The following is a 24,437-nucleotide window of genomic DNA, read 5'->3' on the forward strand; positions in this document are numbered from 1 at the left end:
CCGATAGGCGTGGATGGCCGGGACAAGCCCGGCCATGACGAGAGGATAGAGTGGTCGGATGAACGGCATGACCGACGACAAAGATGCGAAGCTGATCGAGGCCGGACGGAAGCTGTTCGCGCGCGACTGGCAGTTCATCTGGGCCTCGCCCTCGATCCAGACGCTGCCGCCGATGGCGGGGCTTGAGGTCGCCTTTGCCGGGCGCTCCAATGTCGGCAAGTCGAGCCTGATCAACGCGCTGACGGGGCGCAACGCGCTGGCGCGCACCTCGCATACGCCAGGCCGCACCCAGGAGCTGATCTTCTTCGAAGTCCCCGGCAAGACCGACCTGCGCCTGGTCGACATGCCCGGCTACGGCTATGCCAAGGCGCCCAAGAGCCAGGTGGCGTCCTGGACCGAGCTGATCCACAAATTCCTGCTGGGACGCGCCTCGCTTGCGCGCGTCTACGTGCTGATCGACGCGCGGCATGGCCTCAAGGAGGTCGACCTCGAGGTCCTCAAGACGCTGGACCGCTCCGCGGTCAGCTACCAGATCGTGCTGACCAAGGCCGACCAGGTGAAGGCCTCCGAGCTGCAATCGCGCATCGCCGACACCGAGGCGGCGCTGGCCAAGCATCCGGCCGCGTTCCCGAACGTGCTCGCGACCTCGTCACGCAGCTCGACCGGCATGGAGAGCTTGCGCGCCGCGATGGCGAAACTCCTGGAAGAGCGGGCTTCGTGATGGTGGCGCAGCGCCTGCTGATCGGACTTGCCGGTTTGATGGGCGCCGCCGGCGTCGCGCTGGCCGCCGCCTCGGCGCATGGCGGCGATGCGAGCCGGTTAGCCTCGGCCAGCACGATGCTGCTGTTTCATGCAACTGCCATACTTGCAGCGATGGCCCTGCTCGCCCGCGGCCTTCTGCACGACGGAATGGGCCTGATCGGCGCATTCGGCTTCGTGATCGGCGCCGTGCTGTTCGCGGGCGACCTCACCTTGCGGCAATATGCCGGGCATTCGCTGTTTCCCTATGCAGCGCCGACGGGCGGGACGGTGATGATTTTGGGCTGGCTGGCGGTGAGTGCGGCGGCGGCGGTGGCGAGGAAGTGACGCTCTTTCTTACCCTCCCCTGGAGGGGTCCGGGACGAGCGTAGCTCGCCCGTGGGTCGGCTCACATTGAGCGTAGCGAAGTGTGAGCCGGGGTGGGGTGATCTCTCCACTCGGGCACTGCTCATTGCGGAGAGACCGCCACCCCACCCCGCTCGCGCTACGCGCGATCGACCCTCCCCCTCCAGGGGAGGGTAAGAGCGAACACCACACTTTGCGCCACGCCCGCCAATCGGATAGAACGCAGGCCGCTCCAGTCCCGCCAGCGAGATCCGTGACATGACCGACATCTCCCCGCTCGACCAGGCCCGCATCCTGTCCGAAGCGCTGCCGCACATGCAGCAGTATGACGAGGAAACCATCGTCATCAAATATGGCGGCCATGCCATGGGCGACGAGGAGACCGCGAAGAATTTTGCCCGCGACATCGTGCTGCTGGAGCAGACCGCCATCAATCCGGTGGTGGTGCATGGCGGCGGGCCGCAGATCGCGACCATGCTCAAGCGCCTCGGTATCGTCTCGGAATTCGCAGCCGGCCTGCGCATCACCGATGCGGCGACCATCGAGATCGTCGAGATGGTGCTCGCCGGCTCCGTCAACAAGCAGATCGTCGGCTACATCAACGAAGCCGGCGGCAAGGCCGTGGGGCTGTCGGGCAAGGACGGCAACATGGTGAAAGCGTCGAAAACGACGCGGACCATCATCGATCCGGGCTCGAACATCGAGAAGGCAATCGATCTCGGCTTCGTCGGCGATCCCGAGAAGGTGGACCTCACGCTGCTCAACCAGCTGATCGGCTACGAGCTGATCCCGGTGCTGGCGCCGCTCGCAACCTCGAAGGACGGCCAGACGCTGAACGTCAACGCCGACACTTTTGCCGGTGCGGTTGCCGGCGCGCTGAAGGCCAAGCGCCTGTTGCTGCTCACCGACGTGCCCGGCGTGCTCGACAAGTCGAAGAAGCTGATCCCGCAATTGTCGGTGAAGGATGCCCGCAAGCTGATCGCCGACGGCACTATTTCCGGCGGCATGATCCCGAAGGTCGAGACCTGCATCTATGCGCTCGAGCAGGGCGTCGAGGGCGTCGTCATCATCGACGGCAAGATGCAGCACGCCGTGCTGCTCGAGCTCTTCACCAATCAGGGCACGGGAACGCTGATCCACAAGTGAGAGACGAACGGACAAAGAAAGCCGTCATGGCCGGGCTTGTCCCGGCTATCCACGATCTTTCGATCCGCGCCAAGAACGTGGATGCCCGGGACAAGCCTGGGCATGACGGGCGGAGGGCTCAGCGCCCCCGCCGCTCACCCCTGACCCGCTTCCTGATGGCGCTGCCGGCCGCGGCCGTCTCGTTCGTCTTCTCCTCGGTGCCGGCCTTCGCCGATCTGAAGATCTGCAACCGCATGTCCTATGTCGTCGAGGCCGCGATCGGCATCGACGACAAGGCGGCGACCGCGACGCGCGGCTGGTTCAGGGTCGATCCCGCCACCTGCCGCGTGGTGGTGCAGGGCACGCTGACCGCCGACCGCATCCTGCTCAATGCCCGCGCGCTCGGCGTCTATGGCGCCTCCCCGATTCCGCAGAACGGCAGCGACATGCTCTGTGTCGCCCAGGATAATTTCGTCATCGCGGCGGCCCGGCAATGCCGCAGCGGCCAGACCCAGGCCGCGTTTACGCAAGTCACCCCGACGCAAAGCGCGGACGGCAACCTCATTGCCTATCTCGCCGAGGATTCCGAATATGACGACGAGCAGGCCCGCCTCGCCGGCATCCAGCGGCTCCTGGTGATCGCGGGCTACGACGCCGCGCCGATCGACGGCGTCGACGGGCCGAAGACGCAGGCAGCCCTGGCCGCGTTCCTGAAGAGCCGCGGATTGTCGTCGGACATCGTGGGCTCGCAAAACTTCTTCAAGACCATGGTCGATGCGGTGCAGACGCCGTCCGCGACCGGCCTCACCTGGTGCAACGATACGCCGCACAAGGTGATGGCGGCGATCGCGACCGACGACGGCAAGTCCGTGACCAGCCGCGGCTGGTATCGCATTGATCCCAAGACGTGCCTGCATCCTGACGTGACCGGCCAGCCGAAGCAGATATTCAGCTTCGCGGAGGCCGTCGACGCCGACAACCGCGCCGTCAAGCTGAAGGACCGGCCGCTGAACTGGGGCGGCGACAGGCAGCTCTGCACGCGCGAGACCAAGTTCGAGACCGTTGAGCAGACCGATTGCGGCGCGCGCGGATTCGCGGCGACCGGCTTTGGCGCGGTGGACATGTCGAGCGGCGGCAAGACGCTGCGCTTTGCGGTGCCGTGATCGAAAGAGCTGTGATGAAATCTCCCCGCACCTTTGCCCATGTCGACACCTGGGTGTTCGACCTCGACAACACGCTCTACCCGCATCACGTCAATCTGTGGCAGCAGGTCGATGTGCGGATCACAGAGTTCGTGTCCAGCTGGCTGCAGGTGACGCCGGCGGAGGCGCGAAAACTCCAGAAGGATTATTACCTGCGCTTCGGCACCACGATGCGCGGCATGATGACCCTGCACGGCGTTTCCGCCGACGACTATCTCGCCTATGTCCACAAGATCGACCATTCGCCGCTGGAGCCGAACCCGGCGCTCGGCGAAGCCATCGCAAAATTATCGGGGCGCAAGCTGATCCTGACCAATGGCTCGGTCGACCATGTCGATGCGGTGCTGGCGCGTCTCGGCCTAGCAACGCATTTCGACGGCGTGTTCGACATCATCGCCGCCCAATTCGAGCCGAAGCCGGCGGCGCAGACCTATCAGAAATTCCTCGCCGACCACGCGGTCGATCCGACCAGAGCCGCGATGTTCGAGGACCTCGCCCGCAACCTCACCGTCCCCCACCAGCTCGGCATGACGACCGTACTGGTGGTGCCGGACGGAACGAAGGAGGTGGTGCGGGAGGACTGGGAACTGGAAGGCCGGGATGCCGCCCATGTCGACCACGTCACGGATGATCTGACCGGCTTTTTGGCGGGGTTGTCGCCCAAATAACCGCTGTCGTCCCGGGGCGCGAAGCGAGCCCGGGACCCATAACCACAGGGAGTGGTTGTGGCGCGAGATCGATAACTCCGAGTCCTCGCCAAACGACTGCCTGTGGCTATGGGTCCCGGGCTCGCGCTTCGCGCGCCCCGGGACGACAGCTGAGTATGCCTTGACTCTCCCGCTCCAAATCCCGAAAAAGCGCTCCAATTCACACGAAACCACGCCTTCCCCAGAGGAAATCCCGATGTCCCTCCAAGCCCTCGAATCCACCATCAACAGCGCCTTTGACGCGCGCGACGGCATCTCGACCTCGACCAAGGGCGAGGTGCGCGAGGCCGTGGACCAGGCACTGGAGATTCTGGACAAGGGCGAGGCGCGCGTTGCCGAGCGCGGCAGCGACGGCAAGTGGAAGGTCAATCAGTGGCTGAAGAAGGCCGTGCTGCTGTCGTTCCGCCTCAACGACATGGGCGTCATTCCCGGCGGATCCGGCAAGGCGACCTGGTGGGACAAGGTGCCCTCGAAGTTCGAAGGCTGGGGCGAGAACCGTTTTCGCGACGCCGGTTTCCGTGCCGTGCCCGGCTCGGTGGTGCGCCGCTCGGCCTTCATCGCCAAGAACGTCGTGCTGATGCCGTCCTTCGTCAATCTCGGCGCCTATGTCGATGAGAGCACCATGGTCGACACCTGGGCCACCGTCGGCTCCTGCGCCCAGATCGGCAAGCGCGTGCACATCTCCGGCGGCGCCGGCATCGGCGGCGTGCTCGAGCCGCTGCAGGCCGAGCCCGTGATCGTCGAGGACGATTGCTTCATCGGCGCGCGCTCCGAGGTCGCCGAAGGCGTGATCGTGCGCAAGGGCGCGGTGCTGGCGATGGGCGTGTTCCTGGGCGCCTCGACCAAGATCGTCGATCGCGAGACCGGCGAGGTCTTCATCGGCGAAGTGCCCGAATATTCCGTCGTGGTGCCCGGCGCGCTGCCCGGCAAGCCGATGAAGAACGGCCAGATCGGCCCGAGCACCGCTTGCGCCGTCATCGTCAAGCGCGTCGACGAGCGCACGCGCTCCAAGACCAGCATCAACGAGCTGCTGCGGGATTGAGTTGAGGCCATAAGCCCCGCTTTCTGACCGTCACCCTGAGGCGGCCGCCCCGTTCGGCGGCCCTCGAAGGGCGACGGGTTTGGTACCTCATCGAACCCACGCTTTCTCCATCGCGACCAATCCTCGGGCGGCTCCTCCCGCCCGGAGCCGTTCGCATGGACTGGACCTGGTATCTGTTCCGCTTCGACGGTCGCATCAACCGCGCGTTGCTGTGGCAGGCGCTGCTGATCGTCGCGCTGCTGGCGGGCTTGCTGGAGATTGCCGGTCAAGTCATCGGGATCGCCGGAGGGACGAGGTCCACCCTGAAGCTCGGAATTGAGCTCGATTTCGACTTCGGTCTCGACGGCCTCTTCAAGCTGGTCGACCCCCGCGTCTCCCACGCGCTGGCATCAGCCGATCTCGCGGGCTCGATCCTCAAGGCGTCCGGCATGGCGCTGTTCTTCTGGATCTATCTCGCGACGGCGATCAAGCGACTCCATGACCGCGACAAGAGCGGCTGGTGGATCGTTCCGTTCTTCTTCCTGCCCGGCCTGTTCAGCCAGTTCGCGGACCTGCTGCCCAAATCAAGCTGGATATTTTCGCTCAACCTGACTGCCGCACTGCTGTGGCTGTGGGGCCTCGTCGAAATGTTCTGCCGGTCCGGCACCTCGGGCCACAACCGGTTCGGCCCTGATCCGCTCCTCGATATCGAGGACAGTTCGGCATCCGCCGCCTCCCCTGCGAAAAGCTGGGACCAGAGCCGCGAGATCGAAATTGTCCCGCCCCGTGCTAGCCCACCCGGCGGCATGCATGTTAAGCGGGGCGCATGACCGATGCTCTCTCCATTGCCCGCGATCTGATCCGCTGCCCCTCGGTAACCCCTGAAGATGCCGGTGCGCTCGGGGTGCTCGAAAAAGCCCTCACCGCCGCCGGCTTCGCCTGCCGCCGCGTGACGTTCAGCGAGCCCGGCACCGCCGACGTCGACAATCTCTATGCGCGGATCGGCACCGAAGGCCCGCACATCACCTTTGCCGGCCATACCGACGTGGTGCCGCCCGGTGACGAGAGCGCTTGGAGCGTCGGTGCGTTCTCCGGAGAGGTGAAGGACGGCGTCCTGCACGGCCGCGGCGCTGTCGACATGAAGGGCGGCATCGCCTGCTCGGTCGCCGCGGTGCTGGAGCATCTCGCCGCCAATGACGGCAAGCCGCGCAACGACGGAAAGGGCTCGATCTCGTTCCTGATTACGGGCGACGAGGAAGACGTCTCCATCAACGGCACCATCAAGCTGTTGAAATGGACGGCCGAGCGCGGCGAAAAGTTCGACCATTGCGTGCTGGGAGAGCCCTCCAATGTCGAGACCCTCGGCGACACCATCAAGGTCGGCCGCCGCGGCTCGCAATCCGGCACGCTTTATGTCGACGGCGTGCAGGGCCACGTCGCCTATCCGCATCGCGCTTCCAATCCGGTGCCTGACATCTCCAGGCTGATCGTGGCGATCTCCGACGAGCCGCTCGACCATGGCAGCGCGCAATTCCAGGCCTCCAATCTCGAGTTCACCTCTGTCGACGTCGGGAATAAAGCCAACAACGTCATCCCCGGCGAGGCCCGCGCCAAGTTCAATATCCGCTACAACGACAACCACACCCAGGCCTCCTTGCGCGAGCTGGTCGAGACGCGGCTGACAAAAGCCTGCGGCAACCGCATCAAGGCCCGCATCGTCTGGGAGCCCTCGAACTCCAACGTGTTCGTCACCAAGCCCGGCCCTTTCACCGATCTCGCAGTGTCCGCGATCGAGGAGGTGACGGGGCGGAAGCCCGAGCTGTCGACGTCAGGCGGCACGTCGGACGCGCGGTTCATCTCGAGTTATTGCCCGGTGATCGAATTCGGGCTGGTCGGCCAGACCATGCACCAGGTCGACGAGCGCGTGCCGGTTAAGGATCTGGAGAAATTGACTCAGGTCTATCGCGGGATTTTGACAAGGTATTTTGCCTAACACTCCGCTGTCATCGCCCGGCCAGTGCGCAATTGCGCACTAGGACCAGGCGATCCAGTATTCCAGAGACGATAGTGATCGAACCGAAAGGCCGCGGCGTACTGGATGCCCCGGTCAAGCCGGGGCATGACACCGAGGGTGTGGAGAGAGCGCGCGGTCTCTGCGCTCTCACACCTCTAATAATCCACCTTCATCAGATACAGCCCGTCCGGCGGGGCGACGATGCCGCAGGCGGCGCGGTTGCGCGCCTCCAACGCTGCGGAGAGATCATCGGCGGTCCAGCGGCCTTCGCCGACCCAGACCAACGATCCCACCATCGAGCGGACCTGGCTGTGCAGGAAGGAGCGCGCCGAGGTGACAATGGTGATCTCGCGGCCGTCACGCAGCACGTCGAGCTGGTCGAGCGTCTTCTCCGGCGATTTGGCCTGGCATTCGGTGTCGCGGAACGTGGTGAAATCGTGCTTGCCGAGCAGACGCTGTGCCGCCGCATGCATCGCATCGGCATCGAGCCGGCGCGGCACGCGCCAGGCGTGGCCGATGTCGAGCGCGAGGTTGGCGCGGGTGTTGATGACGCGGTAGCGGTAGTGGCGCTTCACCGCGGAGAAGCGCGCTTCGAACGCGTCAGGCACGATCTCCGCCTCCAGCACCGCGATCGGATGCGGGCGCAGATGCGCGTTGAGCCCGTCGCGAAACCGGCCCGGCGGAAACTGCTTGTCGATGTCGACATGCGCGACCTGGCCGCGCGCATGCACTCCCGCATCGGTGCGCCCGGCGCCATGCACGCGCAAATCCGCGCCGGTCATCGCCTTCACGGCCGCCTCCAGCGCGCCCTGCACCGAAGGCAGCGTGTCCTGCACCTGCCAGCCGAAAAACGGCGCGCCGTCATACTCGATGGTGAGCTTGTAGCGGGGCATCTCAATCCAGCTCTATCCGACGTCATTGCCGGGCTTGACCCGGCAATCCATCGCCTGGGAAAGAGTTTTGTTAGAAGATGGATACGCGGGTCAAGCCCGCGTATGACGAGTTGACTAGGTGAACCTCGCTCCCGCCTTCAACGGCACGCCGCGCAGGAAGTCCGCGGCCTGCATCCGGCCCTTGCCCTCGCGCTGAAGCTCGATGATGCGGATGGCGCCCTCGCTGCAGGCGATGGTGAGCTTGTCATCGAGCACCTCGCCCGGCGCGCCCGACCCCTTTGCCAATTCACACCGCAGGATCTTGACGCGCGCATTCTCGCTGACGCCGGCAAGCTCGGCCCAGGCGCCGGGGAATGGCGACAGGCCGTGGATGTGGCGCAGCACGGCGCGCGCAGGCCTGGTCCAGTCGATGCGCGCCTCGGCCTTGTCGATCTTGGCGGCGTAGGTGACGCCGTCCTCGCTCTGCTTCTTGAGCCGAAGCCCATCGCGGGCGAGCGCGGCCATCGCCCGCACCATGAGATCGGCACCGAGGCGGGAGAGACGATCGTGCAAATCGAGCGCAGTCATGTTGTCCGTGATCGCGAGGCGCTCGGCCATGGCGACGTCGCCGGTGTCGAGACCGACATCCATCTTCATCACCATCACGCCGCTCTCGGCATCGCCCTCCATGATGGCGCGGTTGATCGGCGCCGCGCCGCGCCAGCGCGGCAGCAGCGAGGCGTGCAGATTGTAGCAGCCGAGTTTTGGCGCATCGAGGATCGCCTGCGGCAGGATCATGCCGTAGGCGACGACCACGGCGGCATCGGCGTCGAACGCGCTGAACTCGTCGAGTGCCTCCTGGGTCTTCAGCGTCTTCGGCGTCAGCACGGGAATGCCGAGCTTTCGCGCGGCCTCTTCGACCGGGGTTGGCTGCAATTGCAGGCCGCGCCGCCCGCCGGGCTTCGGCGCGCGGGTGTAGACGGCGACGATCTCGTGGCCATGCGCGACCAGCTCGAGCAGCGTCGGCACGGAGAAATCGGGCGTGCCCATGAAGATCAGGCGGAGGGGCATGTGGCTGCGTTCGGTGAGAGTTCTGATTCCCCGTCATGCCCCGGGCTTGTCCCGGGCATCCATGGTCTTGGCGACAAAGCAAGCAAGGCGTGGATGGCCGGGTCAAGCCCGGCCATGACGACGTGAGAGAGCCGAGCTCTACTCACTCCGCGCGCTTGGCAGCTTTCTCGAACTTCTTCATCACGCGGTCGCGCTTGAGCTTCGACAGATAGTCGACGAACAGGACGCCGTTGAGGTGGTCGATCTCGTGCTGGATGCAGGTGGCATAGAGGCCTTCGGCGTCCTCCTCGTGCACCTTGCCGTCGAGATCGGTGAAGCGCACGCGCACCTTCGCAGGGCGCTCGACCTCCTCGTAATATTCGGGGATCGAGAGGCAGCCTTCCTCGTAAACCGACAGTTCCTCGGACGAGGCGACGATCTCGGGATTGATGAAGACGCGCGGCAGCGGCGCGGTCTCGCCGTTCTCGTCGCGCTTGGCGAGGTCCATGGTGATCAGCCGCAGCGGCTGCGCGATCTGGATCGCGGCGAGGCCAATGCCGGGCGCGTCGTACATGGTCTCGAACATGTCGTCGGCAAGCTTGCGGATCTCCGGCGTGACCTTCTCGATCGGCTTGGAGACCAGACGCAGCTGCTTGTCGGGCAGGATGATGATTTCTCTGAGGGCCATAGCCGCGATTTAAGCCCCATGCCGGATGCGGTCAATGCGGAGAGGAACCTCGTTAACCCCTCGCTAACCATAAAACTTCAGCTTTCGTTAACCATAAAAATTAGGGGGTCGTTAACCGCCGCCGTTCCCTCTTCGTTCGCGGGAGTCCAGCGAATCGGCTAGAAGGGCGGAATGAACGAGATCATTTTCATGTTGGGCGACTGGCCGGTGCGCACGATCCATGCGCTGATCGGCTTCGGCGCCCTCGTCCTCATCCTCCTGGTGGTAATCGCCGTCGTGATCGGCCGCTCGGGCCGGCGCGGCGCGGAACTCGCGATGGCGCATGCGATCCGGGCCGACGAACTCGAGGAGCGCCTCAGCGAGGTGCTGCGCGCCCAGAGCGAATCCTCCGGGAGGGTCGACGCCATGACCCAGGCGCTGGCCGGACGCCAGGCCGAGATGGCGCGCGCGGTCAACGAGCGGCTCGATTCGGTAACCCATCGCGTCGGCCAATCGATGGAGCACTCGACCCGCAACACCATGGAAAGCCTGCGCGCGCTGCACGAGCGGCTCGGCATCATCGACAGCGCCCACAAGAACCTCACCGATCTCACCACCCAGGTGACGACCCTGCGCGACGTGCTCGCCAACAAGCAGTCGCGCGGCGCCTTCGGCCAGGCGCGGATGGAGGCGATCGTCCAGGACGGCTTGCCGAAGGGCGCCTATGAGTTCCAGTTCACGCTCTCGACCGGCAAGCGGCCGGACTGCGTCGTGTTCCTGCCCGACCAGCGCCCGCTCTGCATCGACGCGAAATTTCCGCTGGAGGCGATGACGGCGTTGCACGACGCCCGCACCGACGAGGAGCGGCGCGTTGCCACGCAGCGGCTGCGCGGCGACGTGATGAAGCATGTCAGCGACATCGCGGAAAAATACCTCGTCACCGGCGAGACCCAGGAGATGGCGCTGATGTTCGTGCCGTCGGAATCGGTCTACGCGGAAATCCACGACGGTTTCGACGACGTGATCCAGAAGGCCTATCGCGCCCGCGTCGTGCTGGTGTCGCCCTCGTTGCTGATGCTCGCGATCCAGGTGATGCAGCAGATCATGAAGGACGCCCGCATGCGCGATGCCGCCGACCAGATTCAGACTGAAGTGATCAAGCTCGGCGACGATCTGGGACGCCTCAGGGATCGCGTGGTCAAATTGCAGAAACACTTTTCCGACGCGAACGAGGACGTCCGCCAGATCCTGATCTCCGCCGACAAGATCGAGAAGCGCGCAGGACGCATCGAGGAGCTCGATTTCAGCAAGAGCGATGCGGAAGGGCCGCGGCTGGTGGCGACGGGCGCGGGTGAGCTGTTCCCGAGGAAGCTCCAGGCGGGGGAGTGATTCTCTTCTGAGATCAGGTACGCTGCCAGCCCAATTTCACTGTCGTCGCCCGGCTTGACCGGGCGATCCAGTATCCCAGAGGCGGCAGATGAGCCCTCGCTGCTACTACGTTTACATTCTCGCCAGCAAGATTGGCGGAACGCTCTACATTGGCGTCACCAACGATCTCATCCGCCGGGTCGCACAACACAAGCTGCAGGTCATCGAGAGCTTCACGACAGACTACGGCGTCGTGAGGCCGGTCTACTTCGAGCAGTTCGATGACCCCGAGAATGCGATCAAGCGGGAAAAGCGGTTGAAAAAGTGGAACAGGGCCTGAAAGGTTCGGTTGATCGAGCAGCAGAACCCGAATTGGGATGATCTTTATCACGAGATAGCCGGGCCACCATGATGGTGCCACGCCTTCGCCACTCTGTCATACCCCGCGAAGGCGGGGTATCCAGTACGCCGCGGCGGGTGGGATTGAACCGGGGCGCTGGTGTTTACTGGATCGTCCGCCTTCGCGGACGATGACACCGAGGATTTTGAGGGCTCTTCCGCCTCATCGGCTACCACGAGTCTTTCCCCCCAGAATCTGCTAACACCGCCCCATGACCGCTCCCGACGCGACCTCCCCCGCCGCGACCTCCGCCCCCGCCGCCTCCTGGCGCGACAGTCTTGCCGTTTACCTGCAGCCGCGGGTGCTGATCGTGCTGTTTCTCGGCTTCTCCTCCGGCCTGCCGCTGGCGTTGTCGGGCTCGACGCTGCTGGTGTGGATGCGCGAGGCCGGGGTCGATCTGAAGACCATCGGGCTGTTCGCGCTGGTCGGCACGCCCTACACGCTGAAATTCTTGTGGGCCCCGCTGGTGGATGCGCTGCATGTGCCGCTGTTCACCCGGGCGTTCGGGCGGCGGCGCGGCTGGCTGGTGTTTTCGCAGCTGCTGCTGATCGTCGCGATCCTGCTGCTGGCGATGACCGACCCGGCCAGCTCGCCGTTCTACGTCGCGCTGGGCGCGCTGCTGGTGGCGACGACGTCGTCGACGCAGGACATCGTGGTCGACGCCTTCCGCGTCGAGAGCCTGCCGGAGAGCGAGCAGGCGGCCGGTATGGCGGCTTACGTTGCGGCCTACCGCATCGGAATGCTGGTCTCGACCGCGGGCGCGTTGTTCATCGTCTCGGGCTTCGAAGGCACCGGCATACCCCGCACCTCGGCGTGGATGTGGGGCTATGTGGTGATGGCCGCGATGGTGCTGATTGGCACGATCACCGCGCTGGCCGCGACCGAGCCGGCGCAATCCGCACAGGCGGAAGCTGCGACACAAACCGAGACCGCATTTGCGCGTGTGTTGAGCGCGGCGATCGGCGCGTTCTCCGAATTCCTGTCGCGCAAGGACGCACTCGCCGCGCTCGCCTTCGTCGTTCTGTTCAAGTTCACCGATGCCTTCTCGGGCACGATGACGGCGCCGTTCGTGATCGACCTCGGCTTCACCCGCAACGACTATGCGGCGATCGTGAAGGGCGTCGGCCTCGCCGCGACCCTGATCGGCGGGTTTGCCGGTGGTTTCGTCGCGCGGCGCTATCCGCTGGCAATGTCGCTCTGGATCGGTGGCGTGGTGCAGGCGCTGGCCAATTTGTCCTTTGCCTGGCTCGCAGTGGTCGGCACCAATCAATGGGCGCTGGCGCTCGCGATCTGCGCCGAGAACTTCACCAGCGCCATCGGCACCGTGATCTTCGTGGCCTACCTCTCGGCGCTCTGCCAGAACCCGCTGCACACGGCGACGCAATATGCGCTGCTCACCGCGCTCGCGGCGGTGGGGCGGACCTATCTGTCGTCGAGTGCGGGCTATGTCGCGGACACGACCGGCTGGCCGCTGTTCTTCGTGATCTGCGTGCTTGTGGCGATCCCGAGCCTGGTGCTGCTGGCGTACTTGCAGAAGCGTGGGCATTTCGAGGCGCTGGGGCCGGTCCGGGTGTGATGGTCTCGCAGTTTGAAGGTCTCGTAGGGTGGGCAAAGGCGCGACGCGCCGTGCCCACCATCGCGCCATGAATTAGAAACAGGTGGTGGGCACGCTTCGCTTTGCCCACCCTACGGCATCTCGCCTCGCCGCCCCTACTGCTTCTTGATCAGGCTCCACTTCGTGATCACGGCTTCGCTCATCTGGCCGGGATCGCTGGCGCAGGCGACTTCGTCGACCTTGACCGAGATTTCCTTGCCGACGAACGTCTTCAGCTGCGCGGCTTGCGCATCGCCGCTCGGAACGAGCTGGAAGGTCTCGGGCCCGGTCTCGAGATTGCACAGCCCGTTCGGCGGCGGCAGGCGGCGCGGCTCGGACGTGATCTGGTAGGTCGCAACCCGCTTGCCGGCATTCTTGACGTCGCGCACTTTCAAGGCGTTCAACTCGCCGGACAACACCTCGCCGGCGTTGATCGGCTTGCCGGGCTTGGACGGCGGCGGCGCCCCGTCGTCCTGCTGCGCGGAGATGGCCGGGCTCGCCAGCAGCATCATCGTCGCGACCAAAGCCAAGCGTGTGGCGAAAAGTTTCGTCATGTCGTCCGTTCCGTAAAGTCTGGATGGCTAGAATAGGGTACGCTGCCGCATCGCGGCCGATAGCGTACCTTCATCGAGATAATCAAGCTCGCCACCGACAGGCACACCATGGGCCAGCCGGGTTACTTTTACGTTGGCGTCCTGGAGCAGATCGGTGATGTAGTGCGCCGTGGTCTGGCCGTCCACCGTCGCATTCAGCGCCAGGATGATTTCGTGCACCCGAGAATCATGCGCGCGCGCGACCAGCGCGTCGATGGTCAGATCCTGCGGGCCGACGCCGTCGAGCGGCGACAATGTCGCGCCCAGCACATGATAGCGACCCTGGGTCGCATTGGCGCGCTCCAACGCCCAGAGATCGGCGACGTCGGCGACGACAACGATGATGGCGTCATCGCGCTTGGGATCGGTGCAGACGGTGCAGGGATTTTGCGTATCGATGTTGCCGCAGGTCTTGCAGACCTGGACCTTGTCGAGCGCGACCTGCATGGCCGAGGCCAGCGGCATCATCAGCGCTTCGCGCTTCTTGATCAGATGCAGCGCCGCGCGCCGCGCCGAGCGCGGACCGAGGCCCGGCAGCCGCGCGAGAAGCTGCACCAGCCGCTCGATTTCGGGACCTGCAACCGCGCCCATCTTACTGGCCGAACAACCCCGGCGGCAGGCCGAGACCGCCGGTCAGCGACTGCATCTTATCCTGCATCGCGGTCTCCGCCTTGCGGCGCGCATCACCGAGCGCGGTGACGAGCAGATCCTCGAGTACTTCGCGCTCTTCCGGCTTCATCAGCGAAGGATCGATCTTGATGCCCTTCACGTCCATCTTCGCGGTCATGCGCACGGCGACGAGGCCGCCGCCGGAGATGCCCTCGACTTCCACGTTGGCCAGCTGCTCCTGCATCTCCTGCATCTTGGATTGCAGCTGCGCCGCCTGCTTCATCATGCCGAGAAAATCAGCCATCGGTGCTCGTCCTTGGAATAAAGATGGGCTCAGAGATCGTCGCCGTCGGAACCGTCGGGCGGATCGTCACTGCCATAGTCAGCGTTTATATTGGCTTCCGGCGTCTCGGGGGCAAGCCTGCGGACCTCGACAACCTTCGCGCCGGGGAAACGCGACAGCACCTCCCGCACGCGCGGATCGGCCTCCGCGGTACGGGCATGCTCCTGCTTCGCCGCCTGGTTCACCGAGCGCAGCGTCGGCTGGCCCTGCTCATTGGAGACGATCACCGTCCAGCGGCGGCCGGTCCACAGCTCGAATTTCTTCGCGAGCTCTGAGATCATGGTCTTGGAGGCGTTCGGCTCGAGCGCGACCTCCAGCCGGCCCTCCTCGAAGCGGACGAGGCGCATGTCGCCTTCGAGCGCGCTCTTGGTCATGATGTCGCGCTTCTGCCCGGCCAGCGCGACGAGCTGGGTGAAGCTCGTGATGCGCAACGCCGGCGCGGCGCCTTGCGGATCCGGCGCAGGTGCGGCCATCTGCGGCCGCGCTCCACCACCGCCAAACGAAGGCGGCGACGAGGTCGGCATGCGAACAGGCGCTGCGGAGGCCGTCGGCGCGGCCGGTACGCTGCGTGCAGCACCGCCGCCGCTCGCGACCGGCGAGCCGCCGCCGTTCTGCTCCAGCATCCTGATCGCTTCGTCCGGCGTCGGCAGGTCGGCGACATAGGCGATGCGCACCAGCACCATCTCGGCGGCCGCAGCCGGGCGCGTCGCGGCCTGCACCTCGGCGATGCCCTTGAGCAGCATCTGCCACATCCGCGACAGCACGCGCATCGAGATCTTTGAGGCGAAATCCTTCGCACGCACGCGCTCGGTCTCGCCATAGGCGACGTTGTCGGCAATCGCCGGAATGACCTTCACGCGGGTAACAAAATTGACGAATTCGGCGAGGTCCGAGAGCACGACGATGGGATCGGCGCCGACGTCGTACTGGTCGCGGAACTCCTTGAAGGCGGCGGCGATGTCGCCGCGCGCCAGCGAATCGAAGAGGTCAATGACGCGGGTGCGATCGGCGAGCCCCAGCATCTGCCTGACGGCGTCAGCCTTCACGGTGCCTGCCGCATGCGCGATCGCCTGGTCGAGCAGCGACAGCGAATCACGCACCGAGCCTTCGGCGGCGCGCGCGATGATGCCGAGCGCCTCGGGCTCGATCTCGACGCTTTCCTTCGCGGCGATATTGGCGAGGTGCTTCATCAGCACGTCGGCCTCGACCCGGCGCAGGTCGAAACGCTGGCAGCGCGACAGCACGGTGACGGGAACCTTGCGGATCTCGGTCGTCGCGAACACGAATTTGGCGTGCTCCGGCGGTTCCTCCAGCGTCTTCAGGAAAGCGTTGAACGCCGCCGTCGACAGCATGTGGACTTCGTCGATGATGTAGACCTTGTAGCGCGCACTGGCCGGCGCGTAGCGCACGCTGTCATTGATCTGGCGGACGTCGTCAACGCCAGTGTGCGAGGCCGCGTCCATCTCCAGCACGTCCATGTGCCGGCTCTCCATGATCGCCTGGCAATGCACGCCCAGGGTCGGCATGTGGATGGTCGGGCCCTTCACCGAACCATCAGGCATCTCGTAGTTGAGTGCACGGGCCAGGATGCGCGCGGTGGTGGTCTTGCCGACACCGCGGACGCCGGTGAGGATCCAGGCCTGCGGAATCCGCCCGGTCTCGAACGCATTGGAGACGGTGCGGACCACCGCTTCCTGGCCGATCAGATCGTCAAAACTGGAGGGACGGTATTTGCGCGCCAGCACCCGGTAGGGCGCGTTGCCAGCCCGGCCGGCGCTATCGGGGTTGGAAGGGGCGCCAGCGTCGGTCATCGGTCGATCCGCAATGAAATGTCTCTTGGCCGGCTTTTGCGGAAAGGAGCGCGCTGGCGGCTGGTGCCGCCGGCGCTGGTTCGCTCGAAAAACAGGTAGGAGACTGACGAGCGACCCGATCCGGACCTCGTTAGGGCTGCTTCCTTCCGGACCTGACCCGGTTGGCGAGTGGCTCGTCCACCGCCAATCTCCCGGTCCCTATTTGGGGCCAAAAGGGGCGGAAAGCAAGCGGCTATCGCCCTTGATTGACGGCGCCTGCCCAGCATCCGGGCAAATCCCGATCTGCCCAGCCGATAGGCTGTGCTTTCACTGATGGTGCTGCCTTGGTATGAACCTGCCGGAACCTGTCCCAACCAGAAAAGCGATTGATCCCAATGGTTACACGTCGTGATGTTGCATCGATTGTCGGACTTGGCGCGATGGCCGCGGCCGCGCTGGCTTCGCCGGTCGTGGCCCAGACCGCCGATCCGAACGAATCGACCTTCGCCCGCATCCGCCGCACCAAGAAGATGCGGATCGGCGCGGTCGGCGGCGGCGCGCCCTATTACATGAAGGATCTCTCCAGCGGTCAGTGGAAGGGCTTCTACATCGACATCGCCAAGGGGCTCGCCGACGACATGGAGGCCGAGCTCGAGATCACCGAGACGACCTGGGGCAATTCGGTGCTCGACCTGCAGGCCAACAAGATCGACATCTTCTTCGGCCTCAACCCGACCCCGAAGCGCGCGCTGGTGGTCGACTTCTCGGTGCCGGTCTTCAACAACGCCTTCGCCATCCTCTGCAAGAAGGACTTCAAGCCGAAGAGCTGGGCCGAACTGAACTCGCCCGACATCAAGATCGCGGTCGACCAGGGCTCCTCGCACGATCAGGTCGTCAGCCGCCTGACACCGAAGGCGCAGATCACGCGGCTGAAGACGGCGGACGACGCCACCGCCGCGCTGCAGACCGGCCGCGTCGATGCGCAGTGCCTGATCACCATGCTGTCGCTGACCGTGCTGAAGAAGAACCCCTCGCTCGGCCAGCTCGTGCTGCCGACGCCGATCTTCGCAACGACCTCGAATGCCGGCTTCCGCCGCGAGACCGACAAGACCTGGCGCGATTACGTCAACACCTGGATCGACTTCAACAAGGGCCTCGGCTTCATCCGCAACGCGATCATCACCAACATGGAACTGGTGGGCGTGACCGAAGCGGACATTCCGCCGGGCGTTTCGTTGTAAGGTGATTGAGCGTTGCTGCATCGGCATTCTCGCTGCGCTCCCTCTCCCGCCTGCGGGAGAGGGTTGGGGTGAGGGTGTCTCCTCTGGGGAGACTCCCCAAGAGGAGAGAACCCTCACCCGGCGCTTCGCGCCGACCTCTCCCGCAAGCGGGAGAGGTGCACCGAGCACGCGGCTCGAGCTTACCAAGTCATCCCGCGACTGAGGTCCGGAAAAAAATGTATCAGTGGGACTTCGGCATCCTCTGGAGCTATCGCTGGCTGTTTCTCAACGGGCTGGGCGTCACCGTCGGCTTCACCGTGGTCATCGTCGTGTGCGGGCTGCTGTTCGGCCTGTTCGGGGCGTTCGGCACCCTGTCGCGCTTCAGGGCGTTGCGTCTTCTCGCGCTCACCTTCATCGAAGCGTTCCGCTGCACGCCGATCCTGGTGCAGCTGATCTGGTTCTATTACGCGCTGCCGATCCTCGCCGGCGTCGAGATGACGCCGATCACGGCCTCGGCGCTGGCGCTCTCGCTCTATGGCGGCTCGTTCTATTCGGAGATCATCCGCGGCGGCATCATCTCGATCGACCGCGGCCAGTCCGAAGCCGGTGCCGCGCTGGGCATGACGCCGATCCAGACCATGCGGCGCATCGTGCTGCCGCAGGCGATCAAGCGCATGATCCCGGCGCTGATGAACCAGTCGATCATCCAGTTCAAGAACACCTCGCTGGTCTCGGTTCTGGCGGTGCCCGACCTCGTCTATCAGAGCCAGGTCGCGGCACATGACAGCTACCGGCCGCTGGAGACCTACACCGCGGTCGCGGTCGCCTATGCGGCGATCCTGATCCCGCTCACCATCCTCGTCCGCCGCGGCGAGAAGCGATTGGCGGTCAGCGAATGAGCGAGGCATCAAAAATCGAGATCCGCAGCCTGCGCAAGAGCTTCGGCAGCAATGAGGTCCTGAAGAACATCAATCTCGACGTCGCCAAGGGTGGTGTCGTGGCGCTGATCGGGCCATCAGGCTCGGGCAAGTCGACGCTGCTCCGCTGCATCAATCTGCTGGTCGTGCCCGATGGCGGCAGCGTCCGCGTCGGCGACACGCGCTTTGCATTCGGCGACGGTGCGAAGCTGCCCGACGTGAAGACGCTGGCAAAATTCCGCGCCACCACTGGCATGGTGTTCCAGCATTTCAACCTGTTCCCGCACATGACGACGCTTGAGAACGTGATGGAGGGACCGGTTACGGTGCGGCGCATGGCCAAGGCGGACGCCGAGACGCTCGCGCGCGCCCAGCTTGCCAAGGTCGGCCTTGCCGAGAAGGCCGACCAATATCCGGCGACGCTGTCCGGCGGACAGAAGCAGCGCGTCGCCATCGCCCGCGCGCTCGCGATGGAGCCTGACGTGATGCTGTTCGACGAGGCCACCTCCGCGCTTGATCCCGAATTGGTCGGCGAGGTGCTGAACGTGATCCAGCAACTGGCCTCCGAAGGCATGACCATGGTGATCGTGACCCACGAGATCGCCTTTGCCCGTGAGGTCGCCGACCGCCTCATCTTCATGCGCGACGGTGTCGTGGTCGAGGAAGGCCCGGCGCGGCAGGTGATCGACAATCCCAGGGAAGCCGCCACGCGCGCCTTCCTCAGCCATTTCCACCGCACCGGCGCGCTGCCGCCGGCCACAACGGCATCGTGATGTCCGATATCAATCGCGTCTATCTCGTCACCGGTGCCGCCAGCGGCATCGGCCGCGCCACCGCAAAACTGCTCGCTGCGCCCGGCACCGCCCTGCTGCTCCACACGCGATCGAACGCAGAAGGTCTTCAAGCCACCGCAGCGGACGTCGAAGCGAAGGGCGCCGTGGCGGCAAAATGCCTTGGCGACCTCGCCGAGGAGAGCGCGGCCATCGACGCCATCGCCGCCGCGAAAGCCGCCTTCGGTCGGCTCGACGGATTGATCCTGGTCGGCGGCCATGCCCGCCGCGGCAGCGCGATCGGCACGCCGGCGGATCAGTTCCGGCAGGCGATGGACGAGTCTGCGCTGGCCTTCACACGTCTGGTTGATGCCGCGCTCCCACTGCTGCGCGCGGGGCATGATGCACGGATCGTCGCCGTGTCCTCCTTCGTCGCACATGCGATCCGGCCCGAATTCGCGCCGTTCGCGGCAACGGCCGCGAGCCGTTCCGCGCTGGAAGCATTGGTGAGGCTGACCGCGATCGAGCTCGCCAGCGACGGCATCACCGTCAACGCGGTTTCGCCGGGCCTCATCGTCAAGGACAAGCCGAGCGAGAGCCGGCTGTCGCCCGAGCAGATCGCCGCGACCGAAGCGCTGATCCCGATGCGCCGCCGCGGGCGGCCGGAAGAGGTCGCCGAAATCATCGCCTTCCTGGCATCCCCAAAAGCATCCTACGTCACCGGCCAGGTCTGGCACGTCAATGGAGGCCTGACATGACCGAAGCAACCGTCGAACGTCTCAGGCTGTTCCTGATCGAGAGCCCGATCAAGATGGCGCGCCTGCAGGGCGTCGGCAACGTCAAGGGCACGGTGAAGCGCGTGCTGATCGAACTCACGTCCAGCGACGGCGTGATCGGCTGGGGCGAGGCTGCGCCGTGGGAGGTCTTTACGGGAACACCGGAAGCCGCGTTCGCCGCGCTCGATATTTACTTAAGGCCCATCGTGCTCGGCAAACCGGTGCGCCGCATTCGTGCGCTGATGGCCGAGCTCGACCGCGCGCTGGTCGGTCACGCCGAAGCAAAAGTCGCCATCGAGATGGCGCTGCTCGACATCGTCGGCAAATCGTCGGGGCTCTCGGTTGCCGACCTGCTCGGTGGCCGCGTGCGCGACACGATTCCGCTCTCCTTCTCCATCGCCGATCCGGATTTCGCCGCCGATCTCGAGCGCATGCGAAAAATGGTTCCGGACGGCAACGTCATCTACAAGGTCAAGACTGGCGTGAAGCCGCATCGCGAGGATCTCGACCATCTCGAAGCGATCCGAAAGGAATTCGGCGACAAGGTCGATCTGCGCGTCGACTACAACCAGGCACTCGCGCCATTCGGCGCCATCAAGATTTTGCGCGATGTCGAAGAGTTCGCGCCGACCTTCATCGAGCAGCCGGTACCACGCAAGTTTCTCGACGTGATGGCGCAGCTCACCGCCGCGCTGGAAACGCCCGTGCTGGCCGACGAAAGCTGCTTCGACCGCCGCGACATGATGGAGGTGGTGCGCCGCGAGGCCGCCGATGCGGTCTCGATCAAGCTGATGAAGGCCGGCGGCCTGTTCGAGGCGCAGGCGATCATGGCCATCGCCGACATCGCCGGCCTGCCCGGCTACGGCGGCACGCTGTGGGAAGGCGGCATTGGCCTTGCCGCCGGCACGCAGCTGATCGCGGCGACGCCGGGCATCTCGCTCGGCTGCGAATTCTACATGCCGCACCACGTGCTGACCGAGGACGTGCTGGAAGAGCGCGTCGCCAACCGCGCCGGCCAAGTCGTCGTGCCCGACGGGCCCGGCCTTGGCATTCAAGTCAGCGAAGCCTCGATCCGCGCCAACGCGCGGGTGCTGGCGGAGGCGTGAGGCAGCTTAGCCGCAAGCGCCGCCACAAACTCAGTCGTCGTCCCGGGCAAGCGTAAGCGCAGACCCGGGACGACGATCGAGTATGCAGTTGCCATCCTTCCCCTCGCTAACTCCCTATCGTATGGTCGTGCCCAACACGCCCGTCCCCGTCGGGCCATCCGGAAACGCATATGCCCGAACCCGCCTGGTCGCTGCACTCCCGCCTGAAAGAGGACACCATCGACATCGGCGATCTGCCGCTGTCGAAGGTGCTGGTCATCAAGGACGCGCATTATCCCTGGCTGCTGCTGGTGCCGCGGCGCGCTGATGCGGTCGAGATCATCGATCTCGACGAGGTGCAGCAGGCGCAGCTGATGACGGAGATCTCCCGCGTCTCGCGCGCGCTGAAGGAGATCACCAGATGCGACAAGCTCAATGTCGCGGCGCTCGGCAACCTCGTGCCGCAGCTCCACGTCCACATCATCGCGCGCCGCACCAGTGACGCGGCCTGGCCGCGGCCGGTCTGGGGCGTGATGCCGCCATTGGCGCATGACGCCGCAGAGGTTCAGAATTTCATCAGCGCGCTTCGCCGCAAGATCTGGTTGGGTTGAAAGAACGATAATGTCAGCATTCAACGCATTTCCGCTGGGACAGCCGGCCTTCGTCACCAACATCCTCGATCGCGCCGCGCATCTGCGCCGCGACGACCAAAAGCTGTTCGCGATGGAGCAGAAGCCCTCCTCGCGCGCCTATGTCGTTTACCGCGACTCGCTCCTGGTCAAGCGCGAGGGCGACAAGATTCGCGCGCTGCTCTCGATCGACGAGGCGCTGAAGTGCGGCGCCAATCCCGGCACGATCTTCCTGGGGCTGCGGGACGGCGCCGCGATGTTCGGCATGGGCCTGTCGCAGGCCGCGGCCGAGAAGCTGGTCGGACGCGAGGACTACACCGTGACCGAGCTGCGCGGCATGGCGATGCAGGGCGCGATTCCCCCCGACGAGCTGTCGGCGATCGCGATGGCGAAGTCGATGGTCGGCTGGCACCAGCGGCACGGCTATTGCGCCAATTGCGGCTCTCGCAGCGCGATGAAGGAGGGCGGCTGGAAGCGCGAGTGCCCGGCTTGCAAGGCCGAGCATTTTCCCCGGACTGACCCTGTCGTGATCATGCACGTCGCCTCCGGCGACAAGTGCCTGCTTGGCCGCCAGAAGCAGTTTCCGGCAGGGATGTATTCCTGCCTCGCCGGCTTCGTCGAGGCCGCCGAGACGATCGAGGACGCGGTACGCCGCGAGATCCTGGAAGAATCCGGGATCCGCTGCACCGACGTGCAATATTACATGACGCAGCCCTGGCCCTATCCGTCGTCGCTGATGATCGGCTGCAGCGCGCGAGCTGTGAGCGAGGACATCGTCGTCGATCACTCGGAGCTGGAGGATGCGCGCTGGTTCACGCGCGAGGAGGCAGCCCTGATGCTGGCGCGAACGCATCCGGACGGACTCGCCGGCCCGCATCCCTTCGCCATCGCCCATCATTTGCTCGGCCGCTGGGTGCACGACAAGAGCTGACCGCCGATGGCCGCATCCGGGATCGCGCCGCGAATCCTCTGCATCGGCATTCCCGTGCGCGACCTCATCTTTCGGGTCGAGGCCGTGCCGACGCGCGGCAGCAAGGCCAACGCCAGCCATCTCGCCGAGATCTGCGGCGGCAACGCGCTCAATGCCGCGATCGCGATTGCGCGACTTGGTGGCCGCGTCTTTTTCGCAGGTCCCATGGGCGATGCGCGTGAGACATCGAGCGGCTTCATCCTTGAACAGATGGCGCAGGAGGGCATCAACACTACGCGCATCGTGCGCATGCCTGATGTGACCACGCCGGTGTCGGCGATCATGATCGAGCCCTCTGGCGAACGGACCCTCACGATCTATCGCGATCCCGGCCTGTGGAGCGTGAAGCTGCCCAATGCCGACGAATTGCTGGCCGATTGCCGCGCCGTCCTCGTCGAAAGCCGTTGTGCCTCATTCTGCGTTGATCTCTGCGCCGAGGCCCGGCGACGCGGCATTCCCGTCATCGTCGGTGTCGATCGCGCGATGTCGTTGCAGGACGGGCTGCTGACCGCCGCCTCGCATCTGCTGTTCGCCAGCGAGCAGGTGCAGGAGACCGCCGGTATCGCCGACGACGGCAAGGCGTTGCGACGCCTGGCCAGGCTGACGCCCGCCTTCCTTGCCGCAACCCGCGGTCCGCTCGGTACCATCTGGCTGAACGAGACAGGCGAGCTGGAGGAGACCGCGGCCTTCCCGGTCCAGGCGGTCGATACGCTCGGCGCCGGCGACGTCTTTCATGGCGCCTTCGCGCTCGGCCTCGCTGAGGGCGGCGACGTGCGGCAGGCGCTGCGATTCGCCGCGGCCGCGGCAGCACTGAAATGCACTCGCCACGGCGGTGGCATGGCTGCACCCCAACGCATTGAAGTTGAAGAGTTTTTGCGAGGGAGGCCCTAGAGCAATTCCATGGATGAGCCGAGATTATAGGCTTGCTGGGGAAAGATTTTCTCTATATCAGGGAAATCAGCCCCTTAAATGGAACAAAGTTCTTCAAATGACCGACGTTGCCGTCCAGATCCCCGAGACCAGCCGCCGCCTCGATGCCATCGACCGCAAGATTCTGATGGTCCTGCAGGAGGATGCCTCCCTGTCCGTCGCCGAGATCGGCGACCGCGTCGGCCTGTCCTCGACCCCCTGCTGGAAGCGCATCCAGCGCCTGGAGGCCGACGGCGTGATCCTGAAGCGGGTGGCCCTGGTCGACCAGAACAAGATCGGGCTCGGCATCTCCGTGTTCGTCTCGGTGGAAAGCTCCGATCATTCCGACGCCTGGCTCAAGAAATTCGCCGAAGCCGTCAGCGCCATGCCCGAGGTGATGGAGTTCTATCGCATGGCCGGCGACGTCGACTACATGCTGCGCGTCGTGGTCGCGGACATGCAGGCCTATGACGTGTTCTACAAGAAGCTGATCAGCGCCGTGCCGCTGAAGAACGTCACCTCGCGCTTCGCGATGGAGAAGATCAAGTCGGTGACGGCGCTGCCGATCCCGGCGGTGGTGGCGGCGTAGCAACTACCACACGAAAACTGTCATCGCCCGGTTTAACCGGGCGATCCAGTATTCCAGAGACCGTGATCGGATACGGAGAAGCTGCGGCGTACTGGATTCTCCGCTTTCGCGGG

Annotated in this window: 26 protein-coding genes, 1 other RNA gene and 1 pseudogene; 20 read left to right on the plus strand and 8 right to left on the minus strand. The window is 65.1% G+C overall.

Annotated elements, in window-relative coordinates; all coding sequences use genetic code 11:
* Positions 1–67 precede the first annotated feature (67 nt).
* The 8 genes from yihA to dapE all read left to right on the plus strand — a co-directional run bounded on the left by yihA (position 68) and on the right by dapE (position 7,152).
* Positions 68–721, plus strand: coding sequence for a ribosome biogenesis GTP-binding protein YihA/YsxC (gene yihA, locus RAD10_RS01460; protein ID WP_461616042.1), 654 nt, complete (start codon positions 68–70; stop codon positions 719–721).
* Positions 721–1,086: a DUF423 domain-containing protein gene (locus RAD10_RS01465; RefSeq protein WP_461616562.1), complete on the plus strand. Its 366-nt coding sequence runs from the start codon at positions 721–723 to the stop codon at positions 1,084–1,086. Before yihA ends, RAD10_RS01465 begins: the two co-directional genes overlap by 1 nt.
* A gap of 276 nt (positions 1,087–1,362) precedes the next feature.
* Positions 1,363–2,250: an acetylglutamate kinase gene (gene argB / locus RAD10_RS01470; RefSeq protein WP_091955477.1), complete on the plus strand. Its 888-nt coding sequence runs from the start codon at positions 1,363–1,365 to the stop codon at positions 2,248–2,250.
* Positions 2,251–2,405: 155 nt separating this feature from the next.
* On the plus strand, positions 2,406–3,392 hold the full coding sequence (locus RAD10_RS01475; RefSeq protein WP_461616563.1) for a DUF1036 domain-containing protein: 987 nt from the start codon (positions 2,406–2,408) through the stop codon (positions 3,390–3,392).
* Between the two features lie 14 nt (positions 3,393–3,406).
* The gene (locus RAD10_RS01480; protein ID WP_461616043.1) at positions 3,407–4,099 is read left to right on the plus strand and encodes a pyrimidine 5'-nucleotidase; all 693 of its coding nucleotides are present in this window, start codon (positions 3,407–3,409) and stop codon (positions 4,097–4,099) included.
* Positions 4,100–4,334: 235 nt separating this feature from the next.
* Positions 4,335–5,180 (plus strand): 2,3,4,5-tetrahydropyridine-2,6-dicarboxylate N-succinyltransferase, encoded by an 846-nt coding sequence (dapD, locus tag RAD10_RS01485; RefSeq protein ID WP_028140835.1) that lies wholly within the window; start codon positions 4,335–4,337, stop codon positions 5,178–5,180.
* A 155-nt stretch (positions 5,181–5,335) separates the two neighbouring features.
* The gene (locus RAD10_RS01490; protein ID WP_461616044.1) at positions 5,336–5,989 is read left to right on the plus strand and encodes a DUF805 domain-containing protein; all 654 of its coding nucleotides are present in this window, start codon (positions 5,336–5,338) and stop codon (positions 5,987–5,989) included.
* On the plus strand, positions 5,986–7,152 hold the full coding sequence (gene dapE, locus RAD10_RS01495; protein WP_461616045.1) for a succinyl-diaminopimelate desuccinylase: 1,167 nt from the start codon (positions 5,986–5,988) through the stop codon (positions 7,150–7,152). The genes RAD10_RS01490 and dapE overlap by 4 nt, the downstream gene beginning before the upstream one ends.
* Positions 7,153–7,328: 176 nt before the next feature.
* On the opposite strand, the gene truA is transcribed toward dapE, so the two are convergent.
* The 3 genes from truA to def form a co-directional block, all read right to left on the minus strand.
* Entirely contained in the window at positions 7,329–8,066 is a 738-nt protein-coding gene (gene truA / locus RAD10_RS01500; protein WP_461616046.1) for a tRNA pseudouridine(38-40) synthase TruA, read from the minus strand.
* Positions 8,067–8,180: 114 nt separating this feature from the next.
* Positions 8,181–9,116 carry a methionyl-tRNA formyltransferase gene (gene fmt / locus RAD10_RS01505; protein ID WP_461616047.1) on the minus strand — a complete coding sequence of 312 codons (936 nt, stop codon included), beginning with the start codon at positions 9,114–9,116 and terminating at the stop codon, positions 8,181–8,183.
* Between the two features lie 142 nt (positions 9,117–9,258).
* A complete protein-coding gene (def, locus tag RAD10_RS01510) occupies positions 9,259–9,783 on the minus strand; it encodes a peptide deformylase (protein WP_461616048.1) in 525 nt (174 codons plus the stop codon).
* Between the two features lie 171 nt (positions 9,784–9,954).
* Between def and RAD10_RS01515 the strand changes: the two genes are divergently transcribed.
* From RAD10_RS01515 to RAD10_RS01525, 3 genes and pseudogenes are all read left to right on the plus strand, one after another.
* Positions 9,955–11,151 (plus strand): DNA recombination protein RmuC, encoded by a 1,197-nt coding sequence (locus RAD10_RS01515; RefSeq protein ID WP_461616049.1) that lies wholly within the window; start codon positions 9,955–9,957, stop codon positions 11,149–11,151.
* An 88-nt stretch (positions 11,152–11,239) separates the two neighbouring features.
* Positions 11,240–11,542 (plus strand): annotated as a pseudogene (locus tag RAD10_RS01520) (GIY-YIG nuclease family protein).
* Between the two features lie 199 nt (positions 11,543–11,741).
* The gene (locus RAD10_RS01525) at positions 11,742–13,106 is read left to right on the plus strand and encodes an AmpG family muropeptide MFS transporter (RefSeq protein WP_091955439.1); all 1,365 of its coding nucleotides are present in this window, start codon (positions 11,742–11,744) and stop codon (positions 13,104–13,106) included.
* 134 nt (positions 13,107–13,240) lie between these two features.
* Here the strand turns inward: RAD10_RS01525 and RAD10_RS01530 are convergent, their stop codons facing one another.
* From RAD10_RS01530 to ffs, 5 genes are all read right to left on the minus strand, one after another.
* A complete protein-coding gene (locus RAD10_RS01530; RefSeq protein WP_018320787.1) occupies positions 13,241–13,678 on the minus strand; it encodes a hypothetical protein in 438 nt (145 codons plus the stop codon).
* A 27-nt stretch (positions 13,679–13,705) separates the two neighbouring features.
* Positions 13,706–14,308: a recombination mediator RecR gene (recR, locus tag RAD10_RS01535; RefSeq protein ID WP_018320788.1), complete on the minus strand. Its 603-nt coding sequence runs from the start codon at positions 14,306–14,308 to the stop codon at positions 13,706–13,708.
* A gap of 1 nt (position 14,309) precedes the next feature.
* Positions 14,310–14,630 carry a YbaB/EbfC family nucleoid-associated protein gene (locus RAD10_RS01540; RefSeq protein WP_461616050.1) on the minus strand — a complete coding sequence of 107 codons (321 nt, stop codon included), beginning with the start codon at positions 14,628–14,630 and terminating at the stop codon, positions 14,310–14,312.
* A 29-nt stretch (positions 14,631–14,659) separates the two neighbouring features.
* Positions 14,660–16,480, minus strand: coding sequence for a DNA polymerase III subunit gamma/tau (locus RAD10_RS01545; protein WP_461616051.1), 1,821 nt, complete (start codon positions 16,478–16,480; stop codon positions 14,660–14,662).
* Between the two features lie 95 nt (positions 16,481–16,575).
* An RNA gene (ffs, locus tag RAD10_RS01550) (signal recognition particle sRNA small type) lies at positions 16,576–16,672 on the minus strand.
* A gap of 182 nt (positions 16,673–16,854) precedes the next feature.
* Between ffs and RAD10_RS01555 the strand changes: the two genes are divergently transcribed.
* The 9 genes from RAD10_RS01555 to RAD10_RS01595 all read left to right on the plus strand — a co-directional run bounded on the left by RAD10_RS01555 (position 16,855) and on the right by RAD10_RS01595 (position 24,324).
* Positions 16,855–17,700, plus strand: coding sequence for a transporter substrate-binding domain-containing protein (locus RAD10_RS01555; RefSeq protein WP_461616052.1), 846 nt, complete (start codon positions 16,855–16,857; stop codon positions 17,698–17,700).
* 215 nt (positions 17,701–17,915) lie between these two features.
* On the plus strand, positions 17,916–18,578 hold the full coding sequence (locus RAD10_RS01560; RefSeq protein WP_183259364.1) for an amino acid ABC transporter permease: 663 nt from the start codon (positions 17,916–17,918) through the stop codon (positions 18,576–18,578).
* The gene (locus RAD10_RS01565) at positions 18,575–19,369 is read left to right on the plus strand and encodes an amino acid ABC transporter ATP-binding protein (protein ID WP_461616053.1); all 795 of its coding nucleotides are present in this window, start codon (positions 18,575–18,577) and stop codon (positions 19,367–19,369) included. Before RAD10_RS01560 ends, RAD10_RS01565 begins: the two co-directional genes overlap by 4 nt.
* The gene (locus RAD10_RS01570) at positions 19,369–20,124 is read left to right on the plus strand and encodes an SDR family NAD(P)-dependent oxidoreductase (protein WP_461616054.1); all 756 of its coding nucleotides are present in this window, start codon (positions 19,369–19,371) and stop codon (positions 20,122–20,124) included. The genes RAD10_RS01565 and RAD10_RS01570 overlap by 1 nt, the downstream gene beginning before the upstream one ends.
* Positions 20,121–21,248, plus strand: coding sequence for a muconate cycloisomerase family protein (locus RAD10_RS01575; RefSeq protein WP_461616055.1), 1,128 nt, complete (start codon positions 20,121–20,123; stop codon positions 21,246–21,248). Before RAD10_RS01570 ends, RAD10_RS01575 begins: the two co-directional genes overlap by 4 nt.
* Before the next feature lie 170 nt (positions 21,249–21,418).
* Positions 21,419–21,838: an HIT domain-containing protein gene (locus RAD10_RS01580; protein ID WP_028140850.1), complete on the plus strand. Its 420-nt coding sequence runs from the start codon at positions 21,419–21,421 to the stop codon at positions 21,836–21,838.
* A gap of 10 nt (positions 21,839–21,848) precedes the next feature.
* Positions 21,849–22,787, plus strand: a complete 939-nt coding sequence (gene nudC, locus RAD10_RS01585) for an NAD(+) diphosphatase (RefSeq protein WP_461616056.1) — start codon at positions 21,849–21,851, stop codon at positions 22,785–22,787.
* A gap of 6 nt (positions 22,788–22,793) precedes the next feature.
* The gene (locus RAD10_RS01590; protein ID WP_461616057.1) at positions 22,794–23,717 is read left to right on the plus strand and encodes a sugar kinase; all 924 of its coding nucleotides are present in this window, start codon (positions 22,794–22,796) and stop codon (positions 23,715–23,717) included.
* Positions 23,718–23,814: 97 nt separating this feature from the next.
* Positions 23,815–24,324, plus strand: coding sequence for an Lrp/AsnC family transcriptional regulator (locus tag RAD10_RS01595; protein WP_018320799.1), 510 nt, complete (start codon positions 23,815–23,817; stop codon positions 24,322–24,324).
* Positions 24,325–24,437 lie beyond the last annotated feature (113 nt).

The organism is Bradyrhizobium sp. 23AC (genome assembly GCF_054863025.1).